The 23858-nt window shown below is 73.9% G+C and carries 18 protein-coding genes; 7 read left to right on the top strand and 11 right to left on the bottom strand.

All coding sequences use genetic code 11. The annotated features are described in order from the left end of the window. Positions 1-116: 116 nt before the first annotated feature. The 7 genes from ACIA3K_RS01450 (at position 117) to ACIA3K_RS01480 (ending at position 9042) form a co-directional block, all read left to right on the top strand. Entirely contained in the window at positions 117-1445 is a 1329-nt protein-coding gene (locus tag ACIA3K_RS01450) for a Gfo/Idh/MocA family protein (RefSeq protein ID WP_396798344.1), read from the top strand. Between the two features lie 20 nt (positions 1446-1465). After that, positions 1466-2899, top strand: coding sequence for a glucuronate isomerase (gene uxaC / locus ACIA3K_RS01455; protein WP_396798346.1), 1434 nt, complete (start codon positions 1466-1468; stop codon positions 2897-2899). Then, positions 2896-4200 (top strand): enolase C-terminal domain-like protein, encoded by a 1305-nt coding sequence (locus tag ACIA3K_RS01460; RefSeq protein WP_396798347.1) that lies wholly within the window; start codon positions 2896-2898, stop codon positions 4198-4200. The genes uxaC and ACIA3K_RS01460 overlap by 4 nt, the downstream gene beginning before the upstream one ends. Beyond that, complete coding sequence (locus ACIA3K_RS01465) at positions 4191-5684, top strand: mannitol dehydrogenase family protein (protein ID WP_396798348.1); 1494 nt, start codon at positions 4191-4193, stop codon at positions 5682-5684. The genes ACIA3K_RS01460 and ACIA3K_RS01465 overlap by 10 nt, the downstream gene beginning before the upstream one ends. Continuing rightward, positions 5681-6880: a Gfo/Idh/MocA family protein gene (locus tag ACIA3K_RS01470; protein ID WP_396798349.1), complete on the top strand. Its 1200-nt coding sequence runs from the start codon at positions 5681-5683 to the stop codon at positions 6878-6880. Before ACIA3K_RS01465 ends, ACIA3K_RS01470 begins: the two co-directional genes overlap by 4 nt. Before the next feature lie 13 nt (positions 6881-6893). Next, positions 6894-8234: a polysaccharide lyase family 1 protein gene (locus ACIA3K_RS01475; RefSeq protein ID WP_396798351.1), complete on the top strand. Its 1341-nt coding sequence runs from the start codon at positions 6894-6896 to the stop codon at positions 8232-8234. A gap of 82 nt (positions 8235-8316) precedes the next feature. Then, the gene (locus tag ACIA3K_RS01480) at positions 8317-9042 is read left to right on the top strand and encodes an HD domain-containing protein (protein WP_396798352.1); all 726 of its coding nucleotides are present in this window, start codon (positions 8317-8319) and stop codon (positions 9040-9042) included. A gap of 260 nt (positions 9043-9302) precedes the next feature. Here ACIA3K_RS01480 and ACIA3K_RS01485 read toward each other — a convergent pair whose 3' ends face one another. The 11 genes from ACIA3K_RS01485 to ACIA3K_RS01535 all read right to left on the bottom strand — a co-directional run bounded on the left by ACIA3K_RS01485 (position 9303) and on the right by ACIA3K_RS01535 (position 23856). Next, positions 9303-10082 (bottom strand): BTAD domain-containing putative transcriptional regulator, encoded by a 780-nt coding sequence (locus tag ACIA3K_RS01485; RefSeq protein ID WP_396798353.1) that lies wholly within the window; start codon positions 10080-10082, stop codon positions 9303-9305. Positions 10083-10219: 137 nt separating this feature from the next. Continuing rightward, the gene (locus tag ACIA3K_RS01490) at positions 10220-11347 is read right to left on the bottom strand and encodes a hypothetical protein (protein WP_396798355.1); all 1128 of its coding nucleotides are present in this window, start codon (positions 11345-11347) and stop codon (positions 10220-10222) included. A 13-nt stretch (positions 11348-11360) separates the two neighbouring features. After that, complete coding sequence (locus ACIA3K_RS01495) at positions 11361-13706, bottom strand: hypothetical protein (protein WP_396798356.1); 2346 nt, start codon at positions 13704-13706, stop codon at positions 11361-11363. 11 nt (positions 13707-13717) lie between these two features. Next, positions 13718-15154 carry a baseplate J/gp47 family protein gene (locus ACIA3K_RS01500; RefSeq protein WP_396798358.1) on the bottom strand — a complete coding sequence of 479 codons (1437 nt, stop codon included), beginning with the start codon at positions 15152-15154 and terminating at the stop codon, positions 13718-13720. Then, positions 15147-15650 (bottom strand): hypothetical protein, encoded by a 504-nt coding sequence (locus tag ACIA3K_RS01505; protein WP_396798359.1) that lies wholly within the window; start codon positions 15648-15650, stop codon positions 15147-15149. The genes ACIA3K_RS01500 and ACIA3K_RS01505 overlap by 8 nt, the downstream gene beginning before the upstream one ends. A gap of 1 nt (position 15651) precedes the next feature. Continuing rightward, positions 15652-15975 carry a hypothetical protein gene (locus ACIA3K_RS01510; RefSeq protein ID WP_396798361.1) on the bottom strand — a complete coding sequence of 108 codons (324 nt, stop codon included), beginning with the start codon at positions 15973-15975 and terminating at the stop codon, positions 15652-15654. 10 nt (positions 15976-15985) lie between these two features. Next, positions 15986-18013 (bottom strand): hypothetical protein, encoded by a 2028-nt coding sequence (locus ACIA3K_RS01515; protein ID WP_396798363.1) that lies wholly within the window; start codon positions 18011-18013, stop codon positions 15986-15988. Then, the gene (locus tag ACIA3K_RS01520) at positions 18010-18657 is read right to left on the bottom strand and encodes a hypothetical protein (RefSeq protein WP_396798364.1); all 648 of its coding nucleotides are present in this window, start codon (positions 18655-18657) and stop codon (positions 18010-18012) included. The genes ACIA3K_RS01515 and ACIA3K_RS01520 overlap by 4 nt, the downstream gene beginning before the upstream one ends. Continuing rightward, the gene (locus tag ACIA3K_RS01525; protein ID WP_053659787.1) at positions 18657-19157 is read right to left on the bottom strand and encodes a hypothetical protein; all 501 of its coding nucleotides are present in this window, start codon (positions 19155-19157) and stop codon (positions 18657-18659) included. Before ACIA3K_RS01525 ends, ACIA3K_RS01520 begins: the two co-directional genes overlap by 1 nt. 2 nt (positions 19158-19159) lie before the next feature. Further along, positions 19160-20635: a hypothetical protein gene (locus ACIA3K_RS01530; RefSeq protein WP_396798365.1), complete on the bottom strand. Its 1476-nt coding sequence runs from the start codon at positions 20633-20635 to the stop codon at positions 19160-19162. Further along, positions 20632-23856: a hypothetical protein gene (locus ACIA3K_RS01535; protein ID WP_396798366.1), complete on the bottom strand. Its 3225-nt coding sequence runs from the start codon at positions 23854-23856 to the stop codon at positions 20632-20634. The genes ACIA3K_RS01530 and ACIA3K_RS01535 overlap by 4 nt, the downstream gene beginning before the upstream one ends. Positions 23857-23858 lie beyond the last annotated feature (2 nt).

Raw genomic sequence — 23858 nt, forward strand, 5'->3', positions numbered from 1 at the left:
TCAAACCCGCAAAAACCCACAATTGCCGCCGATTGTGCCGCTGTCGTTGACGTCATCACATCGATCGTGGTTACTTCATTGCAAACCTTTGCAGGGGTCATCCGGAGGGCGATCGCATGTCACCGAGATCCGGCGGGCGGGTCCGCTACGCCGTCGTGGGCACCGGCGCGCGAGCGGAGATGTTCGTCCGGGCCCTGGTGCTCGACCACGCCGACTCCACCGAGCTGGTCGCCTTCGCCGACGTCAACCAGACCCGGATGGACGCGCACAACCGCTGGCTGGGCGAGCTGGGACACCGGCCGGTGCCCACGTACCCCGCCGCCGAGTTCACCTCCATGCTGGACGCCGAACGCGTCGACGTCGTCCTGGTGACAAGCGTGGACGTCACCCACGACGAGTACGTGGTGGCCGCGCTGCGCGCCGGCCGGGACGTCGTCACCGAGAAGCCGATGACCGTCGACGCCGCCCGCTGCCGGCGCATCCTGGACGCCGTGACCGAGACCGGCGGGCGCGTCACGGTCGCCTTCAACTACCGCTACAACCCGCTGCACGAGCAGGTCCGCCGGCTGCTCGCCGAGGGCGCGGTCGGCGAGATCGGCTCGGTGCACTTCGAGTGGCTGCTCGACGTGCGCCACGGCGCCGACTACTTCCGCCGCTGGCACCGCGACAAGGCCACCTCCGGCGGCCTGCTGGTGCACAAGGCCAGCCACCACTTCGACCTGGTCAACTGGTGGCTGGCCGCCACCCCGGTCGAGGTGTACGCGGCCGGTCGGCTCTTCTTCTACGGCGAGGACGGCCGCCGGCACGGCTACGCCCGCGACTACGACCGGGCGTACGGCGCCCCGGCCGCCGCCGACGACCCGTTCGCGCTGCGGCTCGACGCGCACCCCCGGCTGCGCGAGCTGTACCTCGACGCCGAGACCGAGGACGGCTACCAACGCGACCGCAACGTCTTCGCCCCCGGGGTGAGCATCGAGGACGACATGGCGGTGCTCGCCCGCTACTCCACCGGCGCGACAATGACCTACCACCTCACCGCGTACGCCCCCTGGGAGGGCTACCGGGTGATGGTGAACGGCAGCCGGGGACGCCTCGAACTGGAGGTGACCGAGAACGACCACGTCGACCGGGGCACCGCCGGCGCCGTCAAGGGCGCGGCCCTGCACGGCGTCGAAGCGCCGGCCGAGGGGGGCGACGCGACGCTCACCGTGCGCCCGTTCTGGGAACCTCCCCGACGGATTCGCATCGAGGGTCGTACCCGCCAGGGGCACGGCGGCGCGGACGCCCGGATGACCGCGGTGCTCCTGGGCGGCCAGCCCGATCCGTTGGGCCGCGCCGCGACGGCCGACGACGGCGCGTTGGCCCTGCTCACCGGCCTGGCCGCCAACCGGTCCCTGGAGACCGGGCGAGCCGTACGCGTCGCCGACCTGCTCACCACCCGCTGAGAAGCAGAACGAGGAGCCCCGTGCCGACGTCCGACCACACCGACCTGCTCCTGCCGGCCGAGCCGGGCCAGCGCGCGCTGGCCCGGGAGCTGTACGCCCTCGCGGCGCGGCAGCCGATCATCTCGCCGCACGGGCACGTCGACCCGGCCCTGCTCGCCGAGGACCGGCCCTTCCCCGACCCGGCGCGGCTGCTCATCGTGCCCGACCACTACCTGACGAGGATGCTGCTCAGTCAGGGCGTACCCCCGGGCGACCTGGGGGTGCCCACCCGGGACGGCAGCCCGGTCGAGGCCGACGGGCGGGTGATCTGGCGGCGCTTCGCCGCGCACTGGCACCTGTTCCGGGGCACCCCGTCGCGGCTGTGGCTGGAGCAGACCCTCCGCACCGTCTTCGGGGCGCACACCCCGCTGCGTCCCGACACCGCCGACGCGCTCTACGACGAGATCGCCGCGCGGCTCGCCGAGCCGGAGTTCCGGCCCCGGGCGCTGTTCGAGCGCTTCGGCATCGAGGTCCTCGCCACCACCGAGTCGCCGCTGGACGACCTCGCGGCGCACGCCAAGCTCGCCGCCGACGGCTGGGGTGGGCCGGGCGGTCGGGTGGTCACCACGTTCCGCCCGGACGACGTGGTGGACATGGAGTTCGACGGCTGGTCGGCAAACGTGGCGCGGCTCGGCGCGCTGACCGGGGAGGACACCGGCACGTACCCCGGTTATCTGGCCGCCCTGCGGGCCCGCCGGGCCGCGTTCGTCGCGGCCGGGGCGACCTCGTCGGACCACGGGCATCCCACCGCGCGCACCCTGGACCTGACGCCGACCGAGGCCGCCCGCCTCTACGAGCGTGGGCTGCGCGGCGCGGCGGACGCCGCCGACGCGGAGGCGTTCCGGGCGCACATGCTCATGGAGTTCGCCCGCATGTCCCTCGACGACGGCCTGGTGATGCAGCTGCACCCCGGCGCGGTGCGCAACCACAACCGCTGGCTGTACGAGCGGCACGGCCGGGACGTCGGCGGCGACGTGCCGCAGGCCACCGAGTACGTGCACGCGCTCGCCCCGCTGCTGTCCCGCTACGGCAACGACCCCCGGCTGACGGTGGTGCTCTACACCCTCGACGAGGACACCTTCACCCGTGAGCTGGCGCCCCTGGCCGGCGGGTACGCCGCGCTGCTGCTCGGTGCGCCCTGGTGGTTCCTGGACTCCCCCGAGGCGCTGCGGCGGTTCCGGGAGACGGTCACCGAGAGCGCCGGCTTCTACAACACCACCGGGTTCGTCGACGACACCCGGGCGTTCTGCTCCATCCCGGTACGCCACGACGTGGCCCGCCGGGTCGACGCCGGCTTCCTGGCCCGGCTGGTCGCCGAGCACCGGCTCGCGATGGACGAGGCCGCCGAGACGATCGTCGACCTGGCGTACCGGCTGCCCAAGCGGGTCTTCCACTTCGGAGGCGTTGACCAGTGACCACCACCATCACCTCCGTCGAGGTACACGACGTACGCTTCCCCACCGCCGCCCGGGGCGACGGGTCCGACGCCATCAACCGGGGCGACTACTCGGCGACGTACGTCGAGCTGGGCACCGACTCCGGGCCGGCGGGCGCGGGGTTCACCTTCACCAACGGCCGCGGCAACGAGATCACCTGCGCGGCGGTGCGGGCGCTGGCCCACCACGTCGAGGGTCGTACGGTCGAGGAGATCGCCGCCGAGCCGGTGGCGTTCTGGCGCTCGCTCAGCGCGGATGTGCAGTTGCGCTGGCTGGGCCCCGAGAAGGGCGTCATCCACATGGCCACCGGCGCGCTCGTCAACGCGGTGTGGGATCTGCGGGCCACCCTCGCCGGCAAGCCGATGTGGCGGTTCCTGGCCGAGCTGCCCACCGACGACCTCGTCGCCAGCGTCGACTTCCACCACATCAGCGACGCGCTCACACCCGACGAGGCGGCCGCGATCCTCGACAAGGGACGCGACGGCCTGACCGACCGGCTGGCGACGCTGGAACGGGACGGCTTTCCTTCGTACACCACGTCGGTGGGCTGGCTCGGCTACCCCGACGACAAGGTACGGGCGCTGACCCGGCAGGCGTACGACGACGGTTGGCGGGCCATGAAGATGAAGGTCGGCGGCCCGCTCGCCGACGACCTGCGCCGGGCCCGGATCATCCGCGCCGAGATCGGCCCGGACGCGCTGCTGATGATGGACGCCAACCAGGTCTGGGACGTCGACGAGGCGATCACCGCGATGACCGCGCTGGCGGAGGTGGACCCGTACTGGATCGAGGAGCCGACGCACGCCGACGACATCCTCGGGCACGCCCGGATCAACCGCGCCGTCGCCGAGCTGACCGGCGGCCGGTGCCGGGTGGCCACCGGTGAGGTCGCCGCCAACCGGGTCATCTTCAAGCAACTGCTCCAGGCGGAGGCGATCGGCGTCATGCAGGTCGACGCGTGCCGGGTCGGCGGCGTCGACGAGGTCCTGGCCGAGCTGCTGATGGCGGCGAAGTTCGGGGTGCCGGTCTGCCCGCACGCGGGTGGCGTCGGCCTCTGCGAGTACGTCCAGCACCTGGCGATCTTCGACTACCTGCGCGTGGGCGCGAGCCTCGACGGCCGGATGATCGAGTACGTCGACCACCTGCACGAACACTTCGTCGACCCGGTACGCACCCGCGGCGGCCGCTACCTGCTGCCGGACCGCCCCGGTTACAGCGCCACCATGAGACCGGCGTCGATCGCCGAGTTCCGGTTCCCGGACGGTCCGGCATGGCGGTGACCGTCGGCGCGTCCCGCCTCGGCCTGGGTGTGCTGCGCCACCTGCCCGTCGACTCCCGACCCCTCGTGCGACCGGGCACCGTGCCGACGGGCGTCGTACACCTGGGGTTGGGGGCCTTCCACCGCGCGCACCAGGCGGTCTACACCGAGGCGGCGGTCGGCGCGGCCGGCGGCGACTGGGGCATCGTGGCCGTCGCCCCGCGCAGCGCCGCCGTGGTCGACGCGCTCGCCGCCCAGGACAACCTGTTCAGCGTGAGCGCCCTGTCCGCCGCCGACGCCACCACCCGGGTGGTGGGCGCGCTGAGCGGGGTACGGCACGCGCCCAGCGACCCGGACGCCGTGGTGGCGTTGCTCGCCGACCCGGCGGTCCGGGTCGTGACGCTCACCGTCACCGAGAAGGCGTACCAGCTCGACCCGGTGACCGGCCGGTTGTCGCCGGACTCCGCGCTCGCCGCGGACCTCGCCGGTCATCGGCCCCCGGCCACCGTGCCGGGTCTGCTGCTGCGCGGGCTGGCCGCCCGCGCCGCCGCCGACGCCGGACCGGTCGCCCTGGTGAGCTGCGACAACCTGCCGGCCAACGGCCGACGGCTGCGCGGCCTGATCGACCAGGCGATCGAGCGGGCCGCCGGGACGCCGGCCGGATTCGTCGACTGGGTGGCCGCCAACGTGACGTGCCCGGGGACCATGGTGGACCGCATCGTGCCGGCCAGCACCCCGGCGACCATCGAAACGGCCCGCCGGGCGCTCGGCGTCACCGACCTGGCCGCGGTGGCCGCCGAGCCCTACGCGCAGTGGGTCATCGAGGACGACTTCCCGGGCGGGCGGCCGGGCTGGGAGCACGCCGGGGCGGTGCTGACCGACGACGCCGGGCCGTGGGAGCGGTTGAAGCTGCGCGCCCTCAACGGTGTGCACTCGGCCGTGGCGTACCTCGGCGCGCTGGCCGGGCGGGAGACCATCGCGGACGCCCTGGAGATCCCGCACCTGGCCGACGTGCTGCGCCGGCTGATCGCCGAGGACGTCGCGGCCAGCTTCACGCCGCCGGACGGGGTGCGGGTCGTCGACTACGGCGAGCAGGTCCTGGCCCGGTTCGGCAACCCGGCGATCCGGCACCGCACCCTCCAGGTCGCGATCGACGGCTCGCAGAAGCTGCCGCAACGCATCCTGCACACCATCGCCGACCTGCGCGCGTCCGGACGGTCCGCGCGCTGGGGCGCGCTGGTCGTGGCGTCCTGGTTGCGCTTCGCGCTGGGGTACGCCGACGACGGCCGCCCGTTGCCGTTGCAGGATCCCCTCGCCGGGCCCATCCGGGCCGCCCTGGACGCCGGCGCGCAGAGCCCGGCCGGCGCGGTCGACGCCGTCTTCGCGCTCCGCGAGGTCATCCCGGCCGAGGTCGCCGCGGACGACGAGGTGCGCGCCCAGGTGACCGCCTGGCTCACCGCGCTCGGGCGACACGGCGTCGAGGCGACCCTGGCCGGCGTCCGGTGAACGGGTGGGTGCCGCCCGCGACGGTGGCGGTGATCGGGGCGAACGGGCACGGTCACTGGCACCGGCGGCTGATCGCCCCGCTGCACGCCGAGGGCCGGCTGCGGCTCGTCGCCCTGGTCGACGTCGCACCGGTGCGCGACGAGCGGGAGGCGCCGGTCCCGCCCGGCGTGGACGTGTTCACCGACCACCGGGCGATGCTCGCCGCCACCCGCCCGGAGGTGGTGGTGATCTGCACCCCGCCGCACACCCACCTGCCGATCGCCCGCGACGCCGTGGCGGCCGGCGCGGACCTGCTGCTGGAGAAGCCGCCGGTGCTGTCGCTGGCCGAGCACCACGAGCTGAGCGACGCGCTCGCGGCGGCCGGCCGGGTGGCCCAGGTCGGTTTCCAGGCGCTCGGCTCGGCGGCGCTCACCGCGCTGACCGATGCCCTGGCCACCGGCCGCCTCGGCACGGTCACCGGGATCGCCACGGTCGCCGCGTGGCAGCGGCCGGACGCCTACTACGCCCGGTCCGCCTGGGCCGGCCGTCGGACGTTGGACGGCCGACCGGTGCTGGACGGCGCGCTGGCCAACCCGTTCGCGCACGCGGTGATGCAGTGCCTGGCCGTCGCCGAGGCGCTGGGTGGGGCGCCACCGTGGCCGGTCGCGATCGAGGTGGAGCGCTACCGGGTACGACCGATCGAGGTGGAGGACACGGCGGTGCTGCGCGTCCGGTTCCGCGCCGGCCCGGCCGTGCTGGCAGCGGTCACCATGGCCTCGGCGCAGTTCGTGCCGGGCGAGGTGACGGTGACCGGTACGACCGGGCAGGCCGTGCTGGAATACCCGACCGACCGGCTGCGGCTGCCCGGCGACGCGGCACCCCGGGACGTGTCCGGTCGACAGGGCCTGCTGGAGAACCTGCTCGCCCACCGGATCGACCCGGCCGGGGTGCCGCTGATCGCGCCGCTGTCCCGTACCGCGCCGTTCACCGCGCTGCTGGACGCGCTGCGGTCCGCGCCCGAGCCCCGACTGCTCGACGGTGACCTGGTCGACGTGGTGGGCGACGGCGACGAACGGGTCCGCCACCTGCGCGGCGTCGTCGAGGTGCTGCGCCGCTGCGCCGAACGGGGGTCGCTGCCGAGCGAGCTGGGCGTGTCGTGGGCGGTGCCGGCGTACCGCGCCGACCTGACGGACCAGCCGCCCGACCACCACCACTGACCGGGAGATCCCCATGCGCAGAACCCTCGCGGGCGCCACGGTGACCGCTCTGCTCCTCGTCGCCGCGCCGGCCTCGGCCGCCACGCGACCCGACCCGCTCCCGTGGTCGGCGCACCAGCTCGGCCGGCAGACGCTGCCCGACCGGGACGGTTGGGCCGCTGCGGGGCCCGGCACCACCGGCGGCGCGGCGGCGACGGCCGAGCGGACCCGGGTGGTGCGCAGCCGCGCCGAACTGGTGGCCGCGTTGGGCGGTGACAACGCCGGGAACGCCGCCGACGCCACCCCGAAACTGATCTACGTAGACGGCACGGTCGACGGCTTCGAGTCGGCCGACGGCACGCCACTGGGCTGCGCCGAGCTGGCCGACCCGGCGTACCGGCTCCAGGACTACCTGGCCACGTACGACCCGGCGGTGTGGGGGCGCGTCGCGCCGACCGGCCCGCTGGAGGAGGCCCGGGTGCGGTCGGTGGCGAACCAGACCCGCCAGACCCAGATCAACGTCGGCTCCAACACCACGATCATCGGGCTGCGGGGCGCGCGACTGACCGGTCTCACCCTCATGATCGACCGGGCGTCGAACGTCATCGTGCGCAACCTGACCTTCGCCGACGCCCGGGACTGCTTCCCCGCCTGGTCGCCGACGGACGGCGATGCCGGCAACTGGAACAGCCAGTACGACCAGATCTCCGTCCGCCGCAGCGAGAACGTGTGGGTCGACCACAACACCTTCACCGACGGCGACAACCCGGACAGCGCCCAGCCCAGCTACTTCGGGCGGCCATACCAGGTGCACGACGGGTCGCTGGACGTCACGCACACCGCCAGCCTGGTCACCGCGTCGTGGAACCGCTTCACGGGACGGGACAAGCTGATGCTCATCGGCTCGTCCAACACCGTCGGCCCGGACGTGGGCCGGTTGAAGGTCACCGTGCACCACAACCTCTTCGACGGCGTCCTGCAACGGCTTCCCCGCGTGCGGTTCGGTCAGGTCGACGTCTACAACAACCACTACCGGCTCGGCGGGGACGGCTTCCAGTACGCCCTCGGTGTCGGGGTCCAGTCGGCGATCTACGCGGAGAGCAACTTGTTCACCCTGGACCCGACGGTCGACCCGGGCGACCTGCTGTACGACTGGGGCGGGACCGCGTTGACCGAGCGAGGGTCCTGGGTGCGCCAGGGCGGCGGACCGGCCCGACCGGTCGACCTGCTGGCCGCGTACAACGCGGGGCACGACCCCGACCTGGCGGTCGACGCGGGCTGGACGCCCACCCTGCGGCGCGATCCGGTCCTCCCCGCGCCGCTGCTCCCTCTCCTGGTGGACCCGCTGGCCGGCGCCGACCGGCTGCCGATCTGACCACGCGGTGAGCAGACGACTCGCGGTCGGGTCGGCGACGTACCGGCTCATCGATGTGGAGAAGATCGGCTATAAGTGACGCATGGACTTCCCGCCGCACCTGGGCAGCATGCCGATGCACGCGATCACCGAGATCCACGGCGAACCGGGCCTGCTGGAGCGCTTCCGCCTGGAGGTCCAGCAGTTCGACGACACCGACCGGGCGCGGTTGACCGCCGCGCTCGATCTGGCGGCCGAGCTGCACCGCGACGACCGGCGCGTTCGGGAGCCGTACCTGAACCACCTGTTGCGGGTCGCGATCCGGCTGATGCACCACTACCAGGTGCGAGACGTGGACGTGGTCGTGGCCGGTCTGCTGCACGACGCGGTCGAGGACCACCCGTCCGAGCTGGCCGGCGGCGACTCCGGGGCCGATCCGACCCCGGCCGCGTTGCGGGCGCTGTCCGCGCGGTTCGGGCCGCGTGTCGCCACGCTCGTCGCGGCCGTCACCAACCCGGTGTACGACCCGCACCGGGACCGCAACGAGCAGTACCGCGAGCACCTCGCGGTGAGCCTGGAACGGGAACCGTGGGCGCGGGTGATCAAGGTGTCGGACTTCACCGACAACGGCGTGGGGGTCATCCACACGGTCGGGCCGAAGGTCGTCTCGTCGGCCCGTAAGTACCGCCCGCTGGTGCCGCTCTTCCGCGACCTGATCGGCCGGCCGGACACACCGCTGTCGCCGGCGGTGAAGCGGCACATCTTCGGTCAGCTCGACCTCGCCGAGGAGCGCTTCAGCGCCATCCTGGACCAACCGGCCCCGAACTGACGGCCGGCCAGCCGGCCAGCCGGCCTGGTGCCGTGACGGGGCCCTCCCTCACCACCACCCACCCTCACCCCAGCACCCCGCCCACCCCACTCCGCATCCTTTGCTCTGCTTCAGCGGAGGCAACAGTCAGGGCCGTTCACTGTCCCCTCCGCCGAAGCAGAGCAAAGGACGAAGGACAGGTGGTCGGGGGTCCTCCTTGCGCCGCGCTGCGGCGAGTGTCAGACCCAGGCCGCCCTACTCGGGCGAGGCGCCACGGTCGGCTACGGAGACCGGACGGTCGCGCCGGTCAGGCTGGCCCGGACGAGTTGCTCCAGCCAGGGTGTCGGGGCGATGCCCAACTCCCGGCCCAGATCGGCGCGGAACAGCTCGAACCGCCGTACCGCCTCGTTGAGGTTGCGCTCGGCCAGGTGCACACCGATCAGCACGCGGGTCGCGCTCTCCCGCAGCGGCTCCAGGTGCACGGCGGTCAGCGCCACCTGCACCGCCTCGCTGAGGCGTCCCTGGGCGGTGAGCCGTTCGGCGAGGGCCTCCAGCGCGTGCAGTTGGGTCTGGCGCAGCCGCTCCCGCTCGGTCAGCACCCAGTCGTCGTACCAGCCGGGCAGCAGCTCGCCGGTCGCCAGCGCGGGCATTCCGACGCTGACGCCGGCCGGCACGCCGCCGGTCAGCAGCGCCGCGGCGGCCGCACCGAGGGTGGCCACGTCGCTGGTCACGCCGGCGGCCAGGGCCAGCCGGTCGTCCTCCTCGACGAGCGGCTCAGGGGTGGCCCGGTGCAGTCGCCAGAGCATGGTGCGCAGGTTCGCGCGAGCCCGCTCCTCGTGCGAGCCGGGCCAGAGGGTGCCGGCAGCCTCCCAGCGGGCACACCGCTGGCGTACGCCGAGAAAGGCGAGCAGCCGACGGGCGCCCTGCGGCACCGCGACGGACCGGCCGTCGCGTTCCAGCGCGAACCCGCCGAGCAGCCGCAACGCGTAGCGCGCTGGTCGCGCCGCTTCGATCTCCTGCGCCCCGGAGCGGAGGTCCTGCGACACCTCGTGAACTGCCATCCGTGCGCCCTTCGTACCCGATCGCCCCGTGGGATTCTCACGGTCGGGTGTGGAGGGTCGGTACGCCAGCGCAGTGTCGTCACACCGACCCGGCGAACGGCGCGGATCAACCGTTCGCCGGAGTCGGCGCCGGCCGTTCAGCGCAGCTTGCTCAGCGTCTGGGCGTACCCGGTCCACTCGGCGGCATCGCCGGCCTCGGCGCGTACCCCGGCCTCCTTCATGATGCCGAGCACCCGCTCGGCCGGCGCCTCGGCGAGCTTGCCGAGCGTGCTGATCCCGGCGCGGGCCAGCGCGGCGCGGGCCTTGGTCGGCACCCCGGCGAGCATCGCGATGTCGGCGTCCGCGACGTTCTCCAGCCCCGCGTCGACGCCGAGGGCCGCGGAGACCGCCGACTGGGCCCCGACGGTGGTCCGGACGATGACGGCCTCGCGCTCGCTGACCTCGGCGATCATCGCGTCCAGGCTCGGGTAGCTGCTGTCGGCCGGCAGCACCTTGAGCACGTCGCGGATGGTCCGGCCGTCGGCCACCTCGTCCTCGCCGAAGGAGCGGATGAACTCGACCACCTTCACCTCGCGCGGGAAGCGCTGCCGCACGTCACCGTGCTCGACGGCGTAGCGGGCGACCTGGGCGGCGCCGCGCACCTTCGGACCGACCACCACGTCCACGCCGAGGGTCTCCACGGCGGGCAGCACGATCGTGCCGGCCTTGGTCTGCCAGATGCTGACCTTCTTGTCCATGAACATCGTGGTGCCCATGTACTTGCCGAAGTCCAACGCGCCGATGTAGTTGGGGATCTGCTCGAAGGTGTACGGGCCGGGCACGATCTTGTTCTCGTGCACCGTCGAGTGCAGCCGGTTGATCTCGGCGCGGATCTCGTCGAGCAGCCGGCGCAGGCTCACCCGCATCGCCGCCATGCAGCTGAACGCCTTCGCCAGGTCGGTGCCGAGGTGGTCCAGGTCGTGCTCGATGCGGTGGAACCGCTCGTTGAAGCCCTGCTCCCCCGGTGTCTGACCGGCCTGTACGACGTCCTCGCCGTCCACCCAGTCGGTGTGCGCGAACGTGCGGGCGAACGGTGGTGGTGCGCAGCCCGGCTCCACCGCCGGGAACGACTCGGCGTAGCTGAACACCCGCTTCGCGGTGCCGACGTTCTCGTAGATCCAGGAGGAGACCAGCACGCTGGCGTCCGAGGCCGGGATGCCGTTGCGGGTGAACGCCTCGTACAGCTCGGTGACGGTCACCCCGTCGTAGTTGATCTCGTTCGCCATCGTGGTGTCCCTCTCAGAGCTGGTCGTACACGCCGCGGTGCCGGCGCTGCTGGAAGGTGCGGAAGGTCCGGGCGACGGCCGGGCGCAGCGGCTCGGCGGTCCCGTCGTCGTCGAGGTCGACGTGGTCACGCCGAATGCCGAAGGTGTTGATCTCCACCCCGAGCGGGCAGACTCTCGTCAGGGTGTTCATCAGCCGCTCGTACTGCTCCAGGGTCAACGTCACCCCGTCGGGCAGCTCGACCCGGAACTCGTACGGATCGGTCCGGCCGGTCCGCACGTAGGAGAGCGCCACCACGGCGACCAGGCCGGCGTGGGTGGGACGCAGCGCGGTCCGCGCGCCGACCGCCTTGATCTCCGCCGTGCCGCCGCCGAGCCCCACCGTGTACCAGCGGAACCCGGTGGCCCGCCGCTCGCTCAGGTTCAGCCCGGCCTGCGGCAGGCCGATGACGCCGCACACCAGCAGCACCCGGTTGCCCGTCTCGACGAGCGGAAGGACGGCGGCGAGGTGCTGGTCGCGCAGCAGCCCCACCAGCCGGGCCAGCCGGTCGGCGGCGGCCGGCTGGCCGGCGATCAGCGCGGACGCCAACGCGGACGGCAGTTCGATGGTCTCCACCAGCTCGTCGGGGAGGCGGTTCAGCGCAGCCACCACGGGCGCCGGGTCGCGTACCGCGGGCAGGCCGGCGGCGGCGAGGACCGCGTCGACCGGCTGCCCGGCCGGTCGGGTCGGCACGGCGGCCCACCGGGTCCGGGCCACCGCGTCGGTCATCGGGTTCCACGTCGGCTCACCGGCGGCCACCCAGGCCGTCCTGGCCGCGGCCAGACCGGCCAGCAGCAGGGCGTTGCCACCCGGGTCGCCCGGCGCGTGGAACTGCGCCTCGACCGGCGCGTCGACGCCGACCGAAGCGGTGAGCGGCGCGCTCACCGCGAGCCCCCGGGTGGGCAGGTGCGACAGGTACATCACGGTGGTGGTGAGCCGGTGCGTGGTCGGCAGGCCGCACACCCGCCACAGCCAGGCAAGCTCGCTGTCGGCCGAGACGGTGGGCACGCCGGCGGCGCGGGCGGCGACGATGAGCGCCTCGGCGGTCCGGTCGGCGGTCACCGTCCGGCCGGTGTCCAGCACCCGGTTGCGCAGATCGGTGGCCTGCGCCGGGGTCGGCCAGCTCACGTCGACGCCGAGACCCAACTCGTAACGGCTCCCGCCGGCGTCGTCCTGGGCCCGGCTGACCTGCCACACGATTGTCGAGCCGAGCGCCCGGCACACCCGTCCCGCGCGGTCCAGGGCCGTGGCCAGCGGCGGCGCGATGCCGTGCGCGCTGCCGAAGGTGTACGACTGGCGCAGGCTCGCCCGCAGGGCCGTGACCTCGGCGAGCCGGCTGGCCGGCAGCGCCCGGGAAGCATGGACGGTGTTGTTCGGCGGGGTGTTGGCGGGCAGCACGAGGCGGTCGCGGCGCAGTTGGGCGAGGAAATTGGCGCGGTGCTGCGGATCGCCGACGGCCACCAGCCGGACCGCCACCGCGAACTGGTCGTCGTCCTCGCGCAGCGTGAAGCGCGCCCCGCCGGGCAGGTCGGCGAAGAGGCCCGTGTTCGGGTCGGTGTCCGCGCCGGGGCCGTTGAGCAGTCGGCGTACCCCACCCGGAGTGGGCAGCAGGAACCGCCGGTACAGCCCGAGCCGGTGGGCGTACGCGTCGTCCGGCTCACGGGCCGGTGCGGCCAACCGGCGGGCGTACACCTCGCCGTTGGTCGGCTCGTGCACCAGCTCGTCGACGAAGCGGGCCACCCCGACGTCCGCGCCGATCCGGTCCAGCGCGTCGCGCCGGGCGTGGGCCAGGGTCCGGTACGCGTGCACCTCCCGGGCCGCCCGACGCAGCCGGTGCTTCTCGTACGACACCAGGTAGAGCAGGCGACCCAGGTTGCCCTCGACGACGGCCAGCTCGACGAGGGCGGGGAGCGCCGTACCGGTGACCGCCGTGGCGGCCGCGCCCTCGACGGCCCGCTCCGCCGACACGGCGACCGCGAACGGCGCGACCAGCGGTTCGTCGGCGGTGTCCGGCACGTACGCCGGCACCGACGCGCCCTCGGCGGACCAGGGCGCGAACACCACCGGCGGCAGCACCCGCTGCCCCACGCCGCCCGGGTCGACGGTGACCGTCACCCGGACGGTCTCCTCGGCCAGGTCGCGGCGCAGCACGACGGTGAGCAGCGGGTGTCGACTGGTCCAGTCCACGGCGGCCGTACCGGAAGCGGCGACTGGCACCACGACCCGCCGGACCGTCCCCGGGTACGGGCCCTCCAACTGGTCGACGAGGTTGCGTTCGACGGACGGGTCGACGCCGTCCACGGGTACCCGGATGTCGGTCATCGCGCCCCCGCTCAGACGATCCGGAACGGCCGGGGGTCGTCCCGGTCGACGTAGACGGGCACCTGGTTGGCGGCGAGCACCGCGTTGTCGCCGACCGGCAGCCGCTGCACCCCGTCGCCGGTGGGCGCGCTGCCGGTCACCACCACCGCCGAGTCGGCCGGGAAGCGCACCAGCCGCAGGTTGCGCACGTCGGCGACGCCCGGCTCGTTCATGAGCGTCCAGATCACCTCGGCGGCGCGGACCGGCTCACCGAAGGGCAGCTCGTCGACGTACCGGCGCAGCCGGGCGTGCAGCCGGGCGCGCAGCTCGGTGGCGGCCGTGGAGGCGTTGATCGTCTCCTTCGACCCGGTGGGCAGCGGCAGGCCCCGGATCACCAGGTCGGCCTCGACGCCGATCCCGACCTCGTCGGCGCGGTCCACCGAGGCGAAGATGCCCACCGGGCGCAGGTCCTCGATGACCGACTCGACGGCGGCGTGCAGCCCGTCCGGACCGTCCCAGATGGCGGCGGCGGTCGGGGCGACGAGCACCGTGACGTAGTACGGGTTGCCCAGGTCGCGTTCGGTGCTGAAGACCCGCTCGATGAAGTTGAAGTTGCCGAAGATGGACTGGTTGAGATCCAGTCCGCCCCGGCCGTCGAAGACCTGCACCTGGCGTACGCCGGGCACGGTGGCCACGGCGAGGCCGATCGCCTCGGCCGTCCAGATGGAGCGGGGCGCGGCGAGCAGCAGTTGCCGGTAGCGGGCGTCGGAGACCTGCTGCTCGCCGCCGGTGAGCGCGACGGTGTGGGTGATCTCGACCAGCTCCTTGCCGGCGGCCTGCTCGGCGTCGTCCAGGTCGGCCAGGAGGGTGTCGGCGCGGTTCCAGCGGTCGATCTTCTGCTGCGGCTGGGTGGGGTCGAGGTTGTGCGCCGGGCCGGGATAGAAGGCGGCGACGGCCGGTTCGCGCTCACCGACGGCGGCGGAGAGCACCACCGTCTCGTCCAGGGCCACGTGGTGCCCGCCGGGGGTGGACAGTCGGGCGCCCCGGGGCAGTGTGAGCTGTGGGTGGCCGGTCGGCAGCGCGGCCTTGAGCTTGAGCTTCACCGTCCCCCGGGCCGGCAGGTACGGCCGGGGTATGCCGAGTTCCTCGCCGAGGCGGGTCAGCGCGTCGGCGGTCGCGGACACCACGAAGGAGTTGTCGTAGACCGCGCCGAGCGCGGCCCACATCCGGGCGTCCTCCAGGGCGGCGAGTTCGAGGACCTTGCGCAGCACCGCGCCGCTGGTCAGGTCGACGTCCTCGCCGAAGAGCAGCCGGGCGGTGGCCAGCTTCTCGGCGAGCAGCCGGGCGAAGGACTTGGGCACGAAGCCGGTCTCGACGATGCCGAAGCCCGTCGAGCCGGTGGCCCGCAGCGCGGCGGCGTCGACGGCGAGGACGTCGGCCAGCTCGGCCGGGAGGGTCGGGTCAGACACTGGGCAGCTCCCCGAGGCGCACCGAGAGCCGGTCGTCGGTGATGGTTTCGAACTGGACCTGGACCTGGAGGGTGCGCGAGGCGCGCAGCGCGGCGGCCGAGGCGTCGTCGGCGCGGCCCGCGCCGAGCCGACCGTCGTCGAGGTTCACGTCGACGATCTTGCGGACCCGCGGATCGCGGTCGAGCAGGGTGATGATGCCGATGCGGACCTGCTCCCGGATGAGGTTCGGCTCGATCTGCTCGGCGAGGGCGTTGAGCCCGTCGAAGCCGAACGTCGCGTCGAAGACGTTCGAGCCGCGCAGCGTGGTCAGCGCCACCGCGAGGCTCTGCGCCACGTTGCCGGTGCCCTCGACCAGGGCCAGCACCCGGCCGTTCGGGCCGTCGTCGAAGACGATGTCGCGGGCCAGGTCGACGCCGGGCATGGTGGGTTCGAAGGCGAGGCCCCAGCCGAGGTAGCGGCGCTGGGCGGCCTGCCGTTCGCGCTCGGTGCGGTCCACGTCAGGCCGCCTTCAGCTTGCTCTGCCCGGCGCTGGCGGACAGTCCGGGGCTGGAGCCGTCGGTGGCGCCGCTGAGCGAATCCAGTGCCACGGCGACGTTGCCGACCGTGAGCTTGCCGGCGGCCCCGCTCGCGGACGTCACCGTGCTGCACTGCTTGGTGGAGTTGCTGGTGGTGATGGTGCAGCCGGACACCGACTTGCCGTTGATGCCGTCGAGGCGGACCACCGGCTTGTGGTCGACGGTCAGCTTGCCCTGCCCGGTCGGAGAGACCTTCCCCTGGTTGGGGCAGTGCACGTCGCTCGACGTGGTGAGCACGAATGCCATGTCGCTCTCCTCAGTGGACGTTCATCGCGTTGCTGACCTGGACGTCGACGTCGTCGGCGGCGATGCTGACCGTGCCGCCGCTGATGTTCACCGCGCCGTTGCCGGCGTCCAGGTCGATCCGGGTCGCGGTGATGGTGATCGAGCCGTCCTGCTTCATGACGATCGAGGACCCGCCGCCGGCGTGCTCGATGGTGATGCTGTCGGCCTCGTCGGCGCGCTCCGGGCGCTGGCCGCGACCCTTGAGCTGGTCCCGGCCCACCCGCACGGTCAGCTCACCCAGCTCGATCACCCGGTTGCCGTCGCCGTCGGTGAGGTCGTGCGCCACCTTGCCGTCGTGGTCGGCGGGGGTCACCGTGTCGGCGATGGACGAGCGGCTGCTGCTGGCCACCCCGACCGGCAGGGACAGCCACCAGTCCCCCGGCTCGGAGACCGGGGCGTGCCCGGTGGGCCAGAGCGCGCCCACCTCGACCGGGTCGTCCGGCGCGCCGTTGCGGTACGCCAGCGCTACCCGGGTGCCCGGGTAGCGGGGCAGGATCAGCCCGCACCCGCCCCAGGCGAACGGGGTCAGGTAGGTCACCCCGGGCAGCGGCGCGGGCTGCTGCCGGCGTACCGGCAGGCGGCGGGCGCCGTTGGGGCGGCCGTCCGGGCGGACGAGGCCCTCCCACACCGTCTCGGTCTGGGCGGGCGGCTCGACCGCGCCGCTGGCGTTGGTGGCGGCGGCCCGTACCTCGCCGATCTCCAGGCCGCGCGTCTCACCCCGGGCCGCGCGGGCGGCCCGGCGCACCGCCTCGGCGGCCGCCACCCCGGGTGACGACGCCGGGCCGGCCGGCTCGGCGGTCCCCACCCCGGACGCGTCGCTCCAGGTGTCCCACGCACTCGCGCTCGACGCGACCTCCACGCCCTGCACGACAGTGACGAACCCGGCGGTACGCGACAGGGTGTGCCGCGCGGCGCTGAGGTAGAGCAGCTTCGACCCCGCGCCCAGCTCGCCGGTCGACGGGGCGAACGGCGCGGCGAACGAGCCGAGCAGCGCCGCGCCGACGCTGCCCAGCGTGGTGGCCTCGTCGGTGGCGGGCGGGTCGAAGCGCACCAGGTCGCCGGGCTTCAGGTCGGGGCGGCCCTTGAGGGTCAGCGTCCACGCCCGGCGGCGCGGCGACGCGGTGCCGCCGGTCTCGGTGGCCGCGTACGGGTCGGTGTCCTGGGTGCCGTTCTCGGTGCAGGCCAGCAGGCCGGTGGCGAGGGTCAGCGGCTTCGGCTCGCCCTCCGGGTACGGGATGGGGCGCTTGCCGACGTGCACGGTGCCGTCGCGGATCAGCAGCATTCCCCGCCCGTACGCGTTGAGGGACTGCTGCAACGCGCCGCCGAGGCGTTCCAGGGCGGCGCGGTAGAGCAGCCCCGCCCCGAAGGCGACCCGTTCGTCGCCGGCCGCCTCGGTCGCGCCCCGGGTCATCGTGCCGTCCGGGTTGGCGCCCCATCCGGTCACGTCCACCCTGGTCCGCTCGCCGATGGCGCGGATCGCGGCGGTGAACGTGGCCGCCTCGAACCGTTCGGCGACCCGCTGCCCGAGCCGGGCGTACGCCTGCTCGACGAGGGTCAGCTCGGTGTCGTACGTCCGCTCGCCGGTGAGCCGGCGCACCTTCGTGACCCGCAGGACGGCGACCAGCGCCTGGGTCAGCTCGGCCGGGGTCGGGCCGGCGTTCACGCCGACCAGGTTGGTGAAGAACGCGCCGACCGAGGTGTTGGCGTCGCGCCAGTACAGGTGCAGCTTCGCCACCAGCGGCGGTTGCCCCTCGGCGGTGCGCAGCGCGGCGAAGTGCTCGTCGATCAGCCCCTGCACGGTGACCGTGTACGCGCCGGGGCCCAGCCCGTCGGGCAGCGCGGCGTCGATGGCCGCGTAGTAGTCGGCGCTGGACAGGGTGAGCGCGGCGTCCGGGCTGATGCCGGTCGGGGTCTCCCGGTGGAAGGTGATGGTCCAGCCGGCGTCGTTGCCGACGGCGCCCTGGCGTACCTGGCCGGTCTGGAACGGCGTGAGCGTCATCGCAGCACTCTCCGCATCTTCTTGTCGAGCAGGTAGCGGTAGCGCAGCCGGGCGGGACCGAGGTCGGACTCGACGCGCTGCGCGGGCGGCCGGCGACGCCAGACGAACTCGTTGATCGGTGGTGGACCGAACTGGTCCACCGCCCGGTCGGCGGGCCGCCAGGCCACGGTCAGGTAGGAGCCGTAGTCGCCGGAGCCGCGGACCGTCCCGGCGTGCAGCAGCCAGGCCAGCACCAGCACCTCGACGGCGACCGGGGTGCCGCCGGCGGCGGCCGGCGTGCCCGCGTCGGGGCAGACCCGGCGCAGGCCGGTGGCGAGCGGCACGGAGCCGAGGATGCGGGTGCCCTGGCGGACGACGAGACGCAGCGGCACCCGACCGACAAGCGCCGGTGGCCGGGACGTGGCCGTCGGCGCGGGTCGGGGCGCGAGGTCGTCGGCGGAGCTGCTGACCACGGCGAGTGGGTCGGTGGACAGCCACTGTCGGGCCAGGCCGGTGGGCAGGATCAGCACCGCGTGCACGCCCGCGCCCAGCTCGAGACGGTGCGGGAGGCCGGCGGTGAGGCCCTGCCGCACCTCGGTGAACCCGTCGGGCACCTCGATCGGTGTCTCCGGCAGCAGGTAGCGGTCGATCGGGAACGGTGGCATCAGTTGCCCAACCCGTCGGCGAGCGCGCCGACTCCGATGCTGGCCACGTCGAGCAGCTTGCCGAGCAGGCTGGGACGGGGCACGTGGACGAGGGTGATGGTGGTGTCCAGGACGTCGCGGCGGGCGGCCGAGGCGTTGAAGGTCAGCGACTGCACCTGCATGTCGGTGCGGATGGTCATGGAGGTGACCAGGATCAGCCCGCCGAACTTCCCGCCGGAGTACGCCGCCAGGGCGGTGCCGCGCTTGCTCGCCTCGGCCATCGTCTCCAGGGCGAACTTCCAGGCGTAGCGTTCCGCGCCGACGAGCACCCCGGTGAGCGTGATGGTGTCGTCGTGGGTGGCCACGATCGCCTTGTGGGCGGTGGAGCCGATCGGCGGCAGGTGGTACGTCTGCGCCAGGGAGATGGCGGTGACCGCCCACAGTGGGATCGGCAGCACCCCGTCGCTGATGATTGCCGACGGCACCGTGCCGTACCGCATGAAGCTGCTGGTGATCGCCATGCTCAGCGTCCTTTTGTGGGTGGCTGCGGCACCGGCGTACCGGTGGGTTCGACGGCCAGGCCGAGGTCGCGCAGCGCCTGGGTGATCTCGCGGACCTCGCCCGCGGCGCTGGTGACCCGCAGCCGCAGCCGGCGCTCGGCCAGGGCCGCGCTGATCCGGGCGGGCCGGGTGGACGCGGACCCGCGCCGGTTGATCCGGTCGATCTCGGCGGCGGCGTCCTCCATCCGGGAGATCGCGTCGAGGATGCGCGGATCGGGGGTGAACCCGGGGTCGTCGCGCTGGAGACGGGCGATGGCCTCGCGGAAGTCGGCGGCGTCGCGCCGCAGGTTGACCACGAGGTTGTCGGTGAGCGCGCCGACCCCGGAGACGCTGGCGGCCCGGTGCGACTTGTCGTCGACGAGCCACACCCAGCCGTCGTGGCCGATCCCGACGAGGTCGGTGCCGGCGAGCTTGACGTTGGCGTCCGGTCCCTTGAGGAACAGCTCGATGCTGCTGAGCGAGAACGCCGCGCTGTACTCGCCGAGGACGCCCCGGCCGTAGGTGACCATGTCGTGCCGCAGATAGCGGCGGAAGCCGGGGCCGTCGTCGGCGCGTCCGCGCTGGCGGAAGCGCCGCCACAGGGTGGCCAGGGCCTCCGGGTTGTGCACGGCGAGCTGCTGGGTGAGCCAGACGTCGCCGCTGGCCACCACGGCCCGCAGGTCCGGATCATCGATCCGGGCGAGGGCGTCGGCGAGCCGGGCGTCGCTCATCTGCAGGCCACGCGAGCGCGCCCGGCCGAGGTCGTCGACTGCGGTGCGCAGCCGGGCCAGCTCGTCGGGGGTGAGCCGACCGCCGAGGCGGGTCTGGAGGTCCGCGACGGCGGCCCGTTTGCCGGCCTCGCTCTCGGCGGCGACCGCGCGCCACAGCGCGGCCGGTTCCAGCTCGGCGGCCCGGCGCAGCGCCGCCTGCCGGTCCGCCGGCATGGCCCGGAACGCGTCACCGACGATCGCGGCCGGCTCGACGTGCCGACCGGCCGCGCCGCCGCCGCCGTCGAACTCCCGCAGCAGCGAGTCGGCGTACGCGCCCGCGTCGTCGGCCAGCCGCAGCGGCGCGTCGCCGACGATGCCCTCGCGGGGTCGGCTCAGCTCGCGCATCTCGGTGCTGAGCTGCTCGAAGTACTCGCCGAGGGTCGCCACCCGCACCCCCTCGGGCAGGGTGCCGCCCTCCAACACGTGGTCGAGGATCGCGGCGATGTTGTCCCGCAGCACGGCGATGCGTTCCAGCCGGTTGAGCGCGTTGCCCAGGTGCAGGTCGCCGACGTCGTCGACGATGCGGCGGATGAGGTGTTCCAGCAGCCGCCGGGAGCGCACCTCGCCGGCCTCGCTGTGCTCGGCGATGGTCCGCATGAAGCGCCGCAGCCGCGGGTTCGCGTCGGCGGCGGCGTGCACGGCGGCGGCGTCGAGGAACCGGCCGGCGCGGAACCGGCGGGGCCCGGTCACGGCCGCACCACCGGCACGCGCGGGCCGGCGGCGGCACCGCCGGGCTGCGAGTCGAGCACCATGAGGATGAACCGGGCCCCCTCCGGGCCGCCGACCGCGCCGCTGAGCATCGCCTCGCGCTCCACGTACGCGAGGATCGGCTCCATGAGCTTCTGCACGACGCGTTCCAGCACCTCGTTGAGCAGGATCTCGGTGAGGAACCCCTGGAGCAGGTCGCGGGACGCGGCCTCGACGATCTGCCGGGTGACCCGGCGTACCACGTACCCCCGGGCGGCACGCAGCCCCGCGCGGACGCCGAAGCGCAGCGCGACCCGGCCGCCGCGCACGGCCGCGCCGCCGATGGTGCCGGCCTCCGGGATCAGCGACATCGCCAACCCGAGGTACGCGGCGAACAGCTCGACCTCGACCTCGGTGCGGGTGAGCACCAGCTCCGGGTCCAGCATCGAGGAGTAGAGGCGCTCGCGTTGGTGGGCGTGCGCCACGTCGACGGCGGCGACGGCGACCCCGACCACGAAGCCCAGCGGCGGGCAGAGCAGCGACAGCGCGATGATCCCCACCATGACGGCGAACGCGCTCAGCGCCTCCCGGCCCAGCTCGGTGCTGAACAGGCTGTCGACGCCGCTGGCGTAGTAGGGGTTGCCGCCGAAGAATTCGCCGAGCTGCTGGTGGGTGACGAGGTGGATGCCCTGCAACGCGTAGCGTCCGCCGGGAATGGTGGCCGACGGGATGTGTTCGCTGATCCGGCTGGACCGGAAGGCGAAGTGCGCGTCGGTGCGGGCGCGGCCGAGCATCTCGGTGTTGTGGCGTCGCATGTCCTGCAACACCCGCCACAGCTCGTCGCGGATCGCCGACCGGTTGCCGGCGAAGCGGGCCAGCACGTCGGGCAGGTCGCTGATCTGCTTGACCAGCGGGTCGACGCCCTCGGCCTCGCCGCGCTGGATGACCAGCGCCTGTTCGATCTCGGCGAGGGTCCAGAGCACCGCGTGCGAGTCGCGGATGCGGGTGACGCCGTCGCGTTCGACGATCTCGCCGGCCGCGCCGGGGCTGGTCAGGGCCGCCTCGGTGGCGAGGAACGCGCTGGAGATGGCGCGGGCGGCCCCGTACCAGGCGGTGGAGGGGTTCAGCATGCTCAGCGTGGCGACGGTGCCGCCGCCGGCGTCGGTGTGCTCCTGCGTCCACCGGGCGGCCTCGTGGCGGCGCAGCCGCTCGCGCAGCCCCTGCAACTCGGCGTAGTCGGTGAGCTGGGAGACGATCAACCGCTCGAAGATCGGCGCGTACGCCTCGAAGTTGGTGATCCGCGCCTCGATACCGGTCCGCGAGCTGAGCAGGAGCTGCACCAGCATGGCCTGGCTGCCGACGACGAACAGCTGCCCGACCGCCGCGTTCACGGCCGGGCTGAGCGCCTGCACGAAGTGCAGGTTCCAGGAGGCGGACGTGTCGATCCAGCCGCCCTGGATCCGCGCGAAGTGCTCGGGCTGGCGGTAACGGCGCATGACGAGCTGGGCGAGGTGGTCCAGGCGGGGTACGACACCGGCCAGGTGGCGCAGGAACTGCACGGCCGGCGAGGCGACCGGCCGGAAGTCCAGCGGGCCGAGTCGTCCGCTGCCCTCGGGCACCGGCCGGGTGAACGCCTCCCGCTCAGCCGAGCCGACGAGCAGGCTGATCGCGGCGGCCCGGCCGCGCAGCACGGCGGCGGCCTGGAGGCAGAAGTTCGCCGGGTAACGGCACGGCTCGCCCATCTGCAACCGGAACGCGATGTCGTCCATCAGCCGGCGCAGCTCGTCGCCGTCCGGGCCGAGCGCGGACAGCTCCGGCTCCCCGTTGAACGACGCGCAGGCGGGCATCGTGGAGTGCCCCGCCCCGACGGCGGGGAACCGGCGTCCCTCCGTGCCGGGCGGCGCGCTGGGGCTGCTCGGGTCGAAGACGAAACCGCCCCGTCGGGCGGCGGTGCCACCCTCGCCGGTGCCACCGGCCCCGCCACCGGGACCGCTACCCGTGCCGAGGCCGCCCGCCCCGGTGCCGCCCGGGCCGCCGCCACCCGGCCCGGTGCCGCCCGGACCGCTGCCGGCTCCGGTGCCCGCGCCGGCTCCGGCGCCCGTGCCGACTCCGCCGCCGGGCGGCGCTTTCGGATCGGGCGGGGCGGCCGGACGCTGCCCGACGCTGATCGGCAAGAGGTTGGCCGTACCGGTGAAGTGCAGCGTCGCGTCGGTCTCCTCGGTGCCGACCAGCAACAGGGAGACGCCGCCGATGTCGACCACCACCAGGCTGGTCGGCGTGGCCCCGCCCACCGACGCGAGGATCGCGTCGACCCGCCGCGTCACCTCGGCGTCGACGGCCCGCTCGATCTGCGCCTGGTACTCCTCGACGCTCGTGGTCTCGCCGCGCGGCGAGGCGATCCGCAGCCGTCGCCGGATGTCGCCGCTCAACTCCTCGTCCACCATGGCGACCAGGGCGCTGCGGTCGGCGACCGGTCGCCGCTGCACCGTCCCGGGCTGCGGGCTCGGCACCCGCGCCTCGACCTCGAAGTGGGGTTGTGGGGTGGCCCGGAACACCGTCTCGCCGAACTGCTCGAAGGTCAGGATCGACAGTGGAGTGGTGGTCACCATGATCGCCCAGACCGGGCGGCCGTCCACGCCGATGACCCGGGCGATGATCCCCTGCGGGGTGCCCGACGGGAGGCCGCCGTGCTGGCGTACCGCCTCGCGGGCCAGCTCGGCGAAGTGACCGGCCAGGTAGGCGGCCGGGCGCAGCAGCCACTGGTAGGTCACCGGCGGCGGCTCGGGGCCGTCCACCGGCACCTCGGCGGCGTCCCCGCCGGCGTCGTAGGACGGCACCCGGTACACGGCGAGCAGGTGGCGCATCCGGTGCGCGTCGAACAGCTCGGTGGCCGGTTCGCTCAGCGGCAGGGGCACCCCGGGCGGCAGGCCCGGGTCGAGCCGCGCGGCGGCGACGACCTCGTCGACGCGCCGGCGCAGCCGGGCCTCGAAGGCCCGCCGCTCGTCGGGCGTCACGTGCTCCCGCGCCGCGCCGGTCCAGCGGAACTCCGGCGCGTCGGTGCGTACCTCCAGGTAGCCGCCGTGCGGCGCGACCGCCTCCTGACGGGAGCGTTCCAGGGCGCGGGCCAGGGCGGCGGCGAGCGCGTCGGTCACGGCCGCCGGCCGCTCGGTCACCGACCGGGCGTCCAGCCGGATCCGCACCGGCACGTGCACCGAGATGGCCACCG

Origin of the sequence: Micromonospora sp. NPDC051543, from assembly GCF_044454415.1 — a bacterium.
In the GTDB taxonomy this organism is placed as follows: domain Bacteria; phylum Actinomycetota; class Actinomycetes; order Mycobacteriales; family Micromonosporaceae; genus Micromonospora.

Bases quoted from the DNA above. Each gene is read 5' to 3' on its own strand.
- ACIA3K_RS01450 (WP_396798344.1), top strand. From the start codon at position 117: ATGTCACCGAGATCCGGCGGGCGGGTCCGCTACGCCGTCGTGGGCACC.
- ACIA3K_RS01465 (WP_396798348.1), top strand. From the start codon at position 4,191: ATGGCGGTGACCGTCGGCGCGTCCCGCCTCGGCCTGGGTGTGCTGCGC.
- ACIA3K_RS01475 (WP_396798351.1), top strand. From the start codon at position 6,894: ATGCGCAGAACCCTCGCGGGCGCCACGGTGACCGCTCTGCTCCTCGTC.
- ACIA3K_RS01480 (WP_396798352.1), top strand. From the start codon at position 8,317: ATGGACTTCCCGCCGCACCTGGGCAGCATGCCGATGCACGCGATCACC.
- ACIA3K_RS01485 (WP_396798353.1), bottom strand. From the start codon at position 10,082: ATGGCAGTTCACGAGGTGTCGCAGGACCTCCGCTCCGGGGCGCAGGAG.
- ACIA3K_RS01490 (WP_396798355.1), bottom strand. From the start codon at position 11,347: ATGGCGAACGAGATCAACTACGACGGGGTGACCGTCACCGAGCTGTAC.
- ACIA3K_RS01495 (WP_396798356.1), bottom strand. From the start codon at position 13,706: ATGACCGACATCCGGGTACCCGTGGACGGCGTCGACCCGTCCGTCGAA.
- ACIA3K_RS01510 (WP_396798361.1), bottom strand. From the start codon at position 15,975: ATGGCATTCGTGCTCACCACGTCGAGCGACGTGCACTGCCCCAACCAG.
- ACIA3K_RS01515 (WP_396798363.1), bottom strand. From the start codon at position 18,013: ATGACGCTCACGCCGTTCCAGACCGGCCAGGTACGCCAGGGCGCCGTC.
- ACIA3K_RS01520 (WP_396798364.1), bottom strand. From the start codon at position 18,657: ATGCCACCGTTCCCGATCGACCGCTACCTGCTGCCGGAGACACCGATC.
- ACIA3K_RS01525 (WP_053659787.1), bottom strand. From the start codon at position 19,157: ATGGCGATCACCAGCAGCTTCATGCGGTACGGCACGGTGCCGTCGGCA.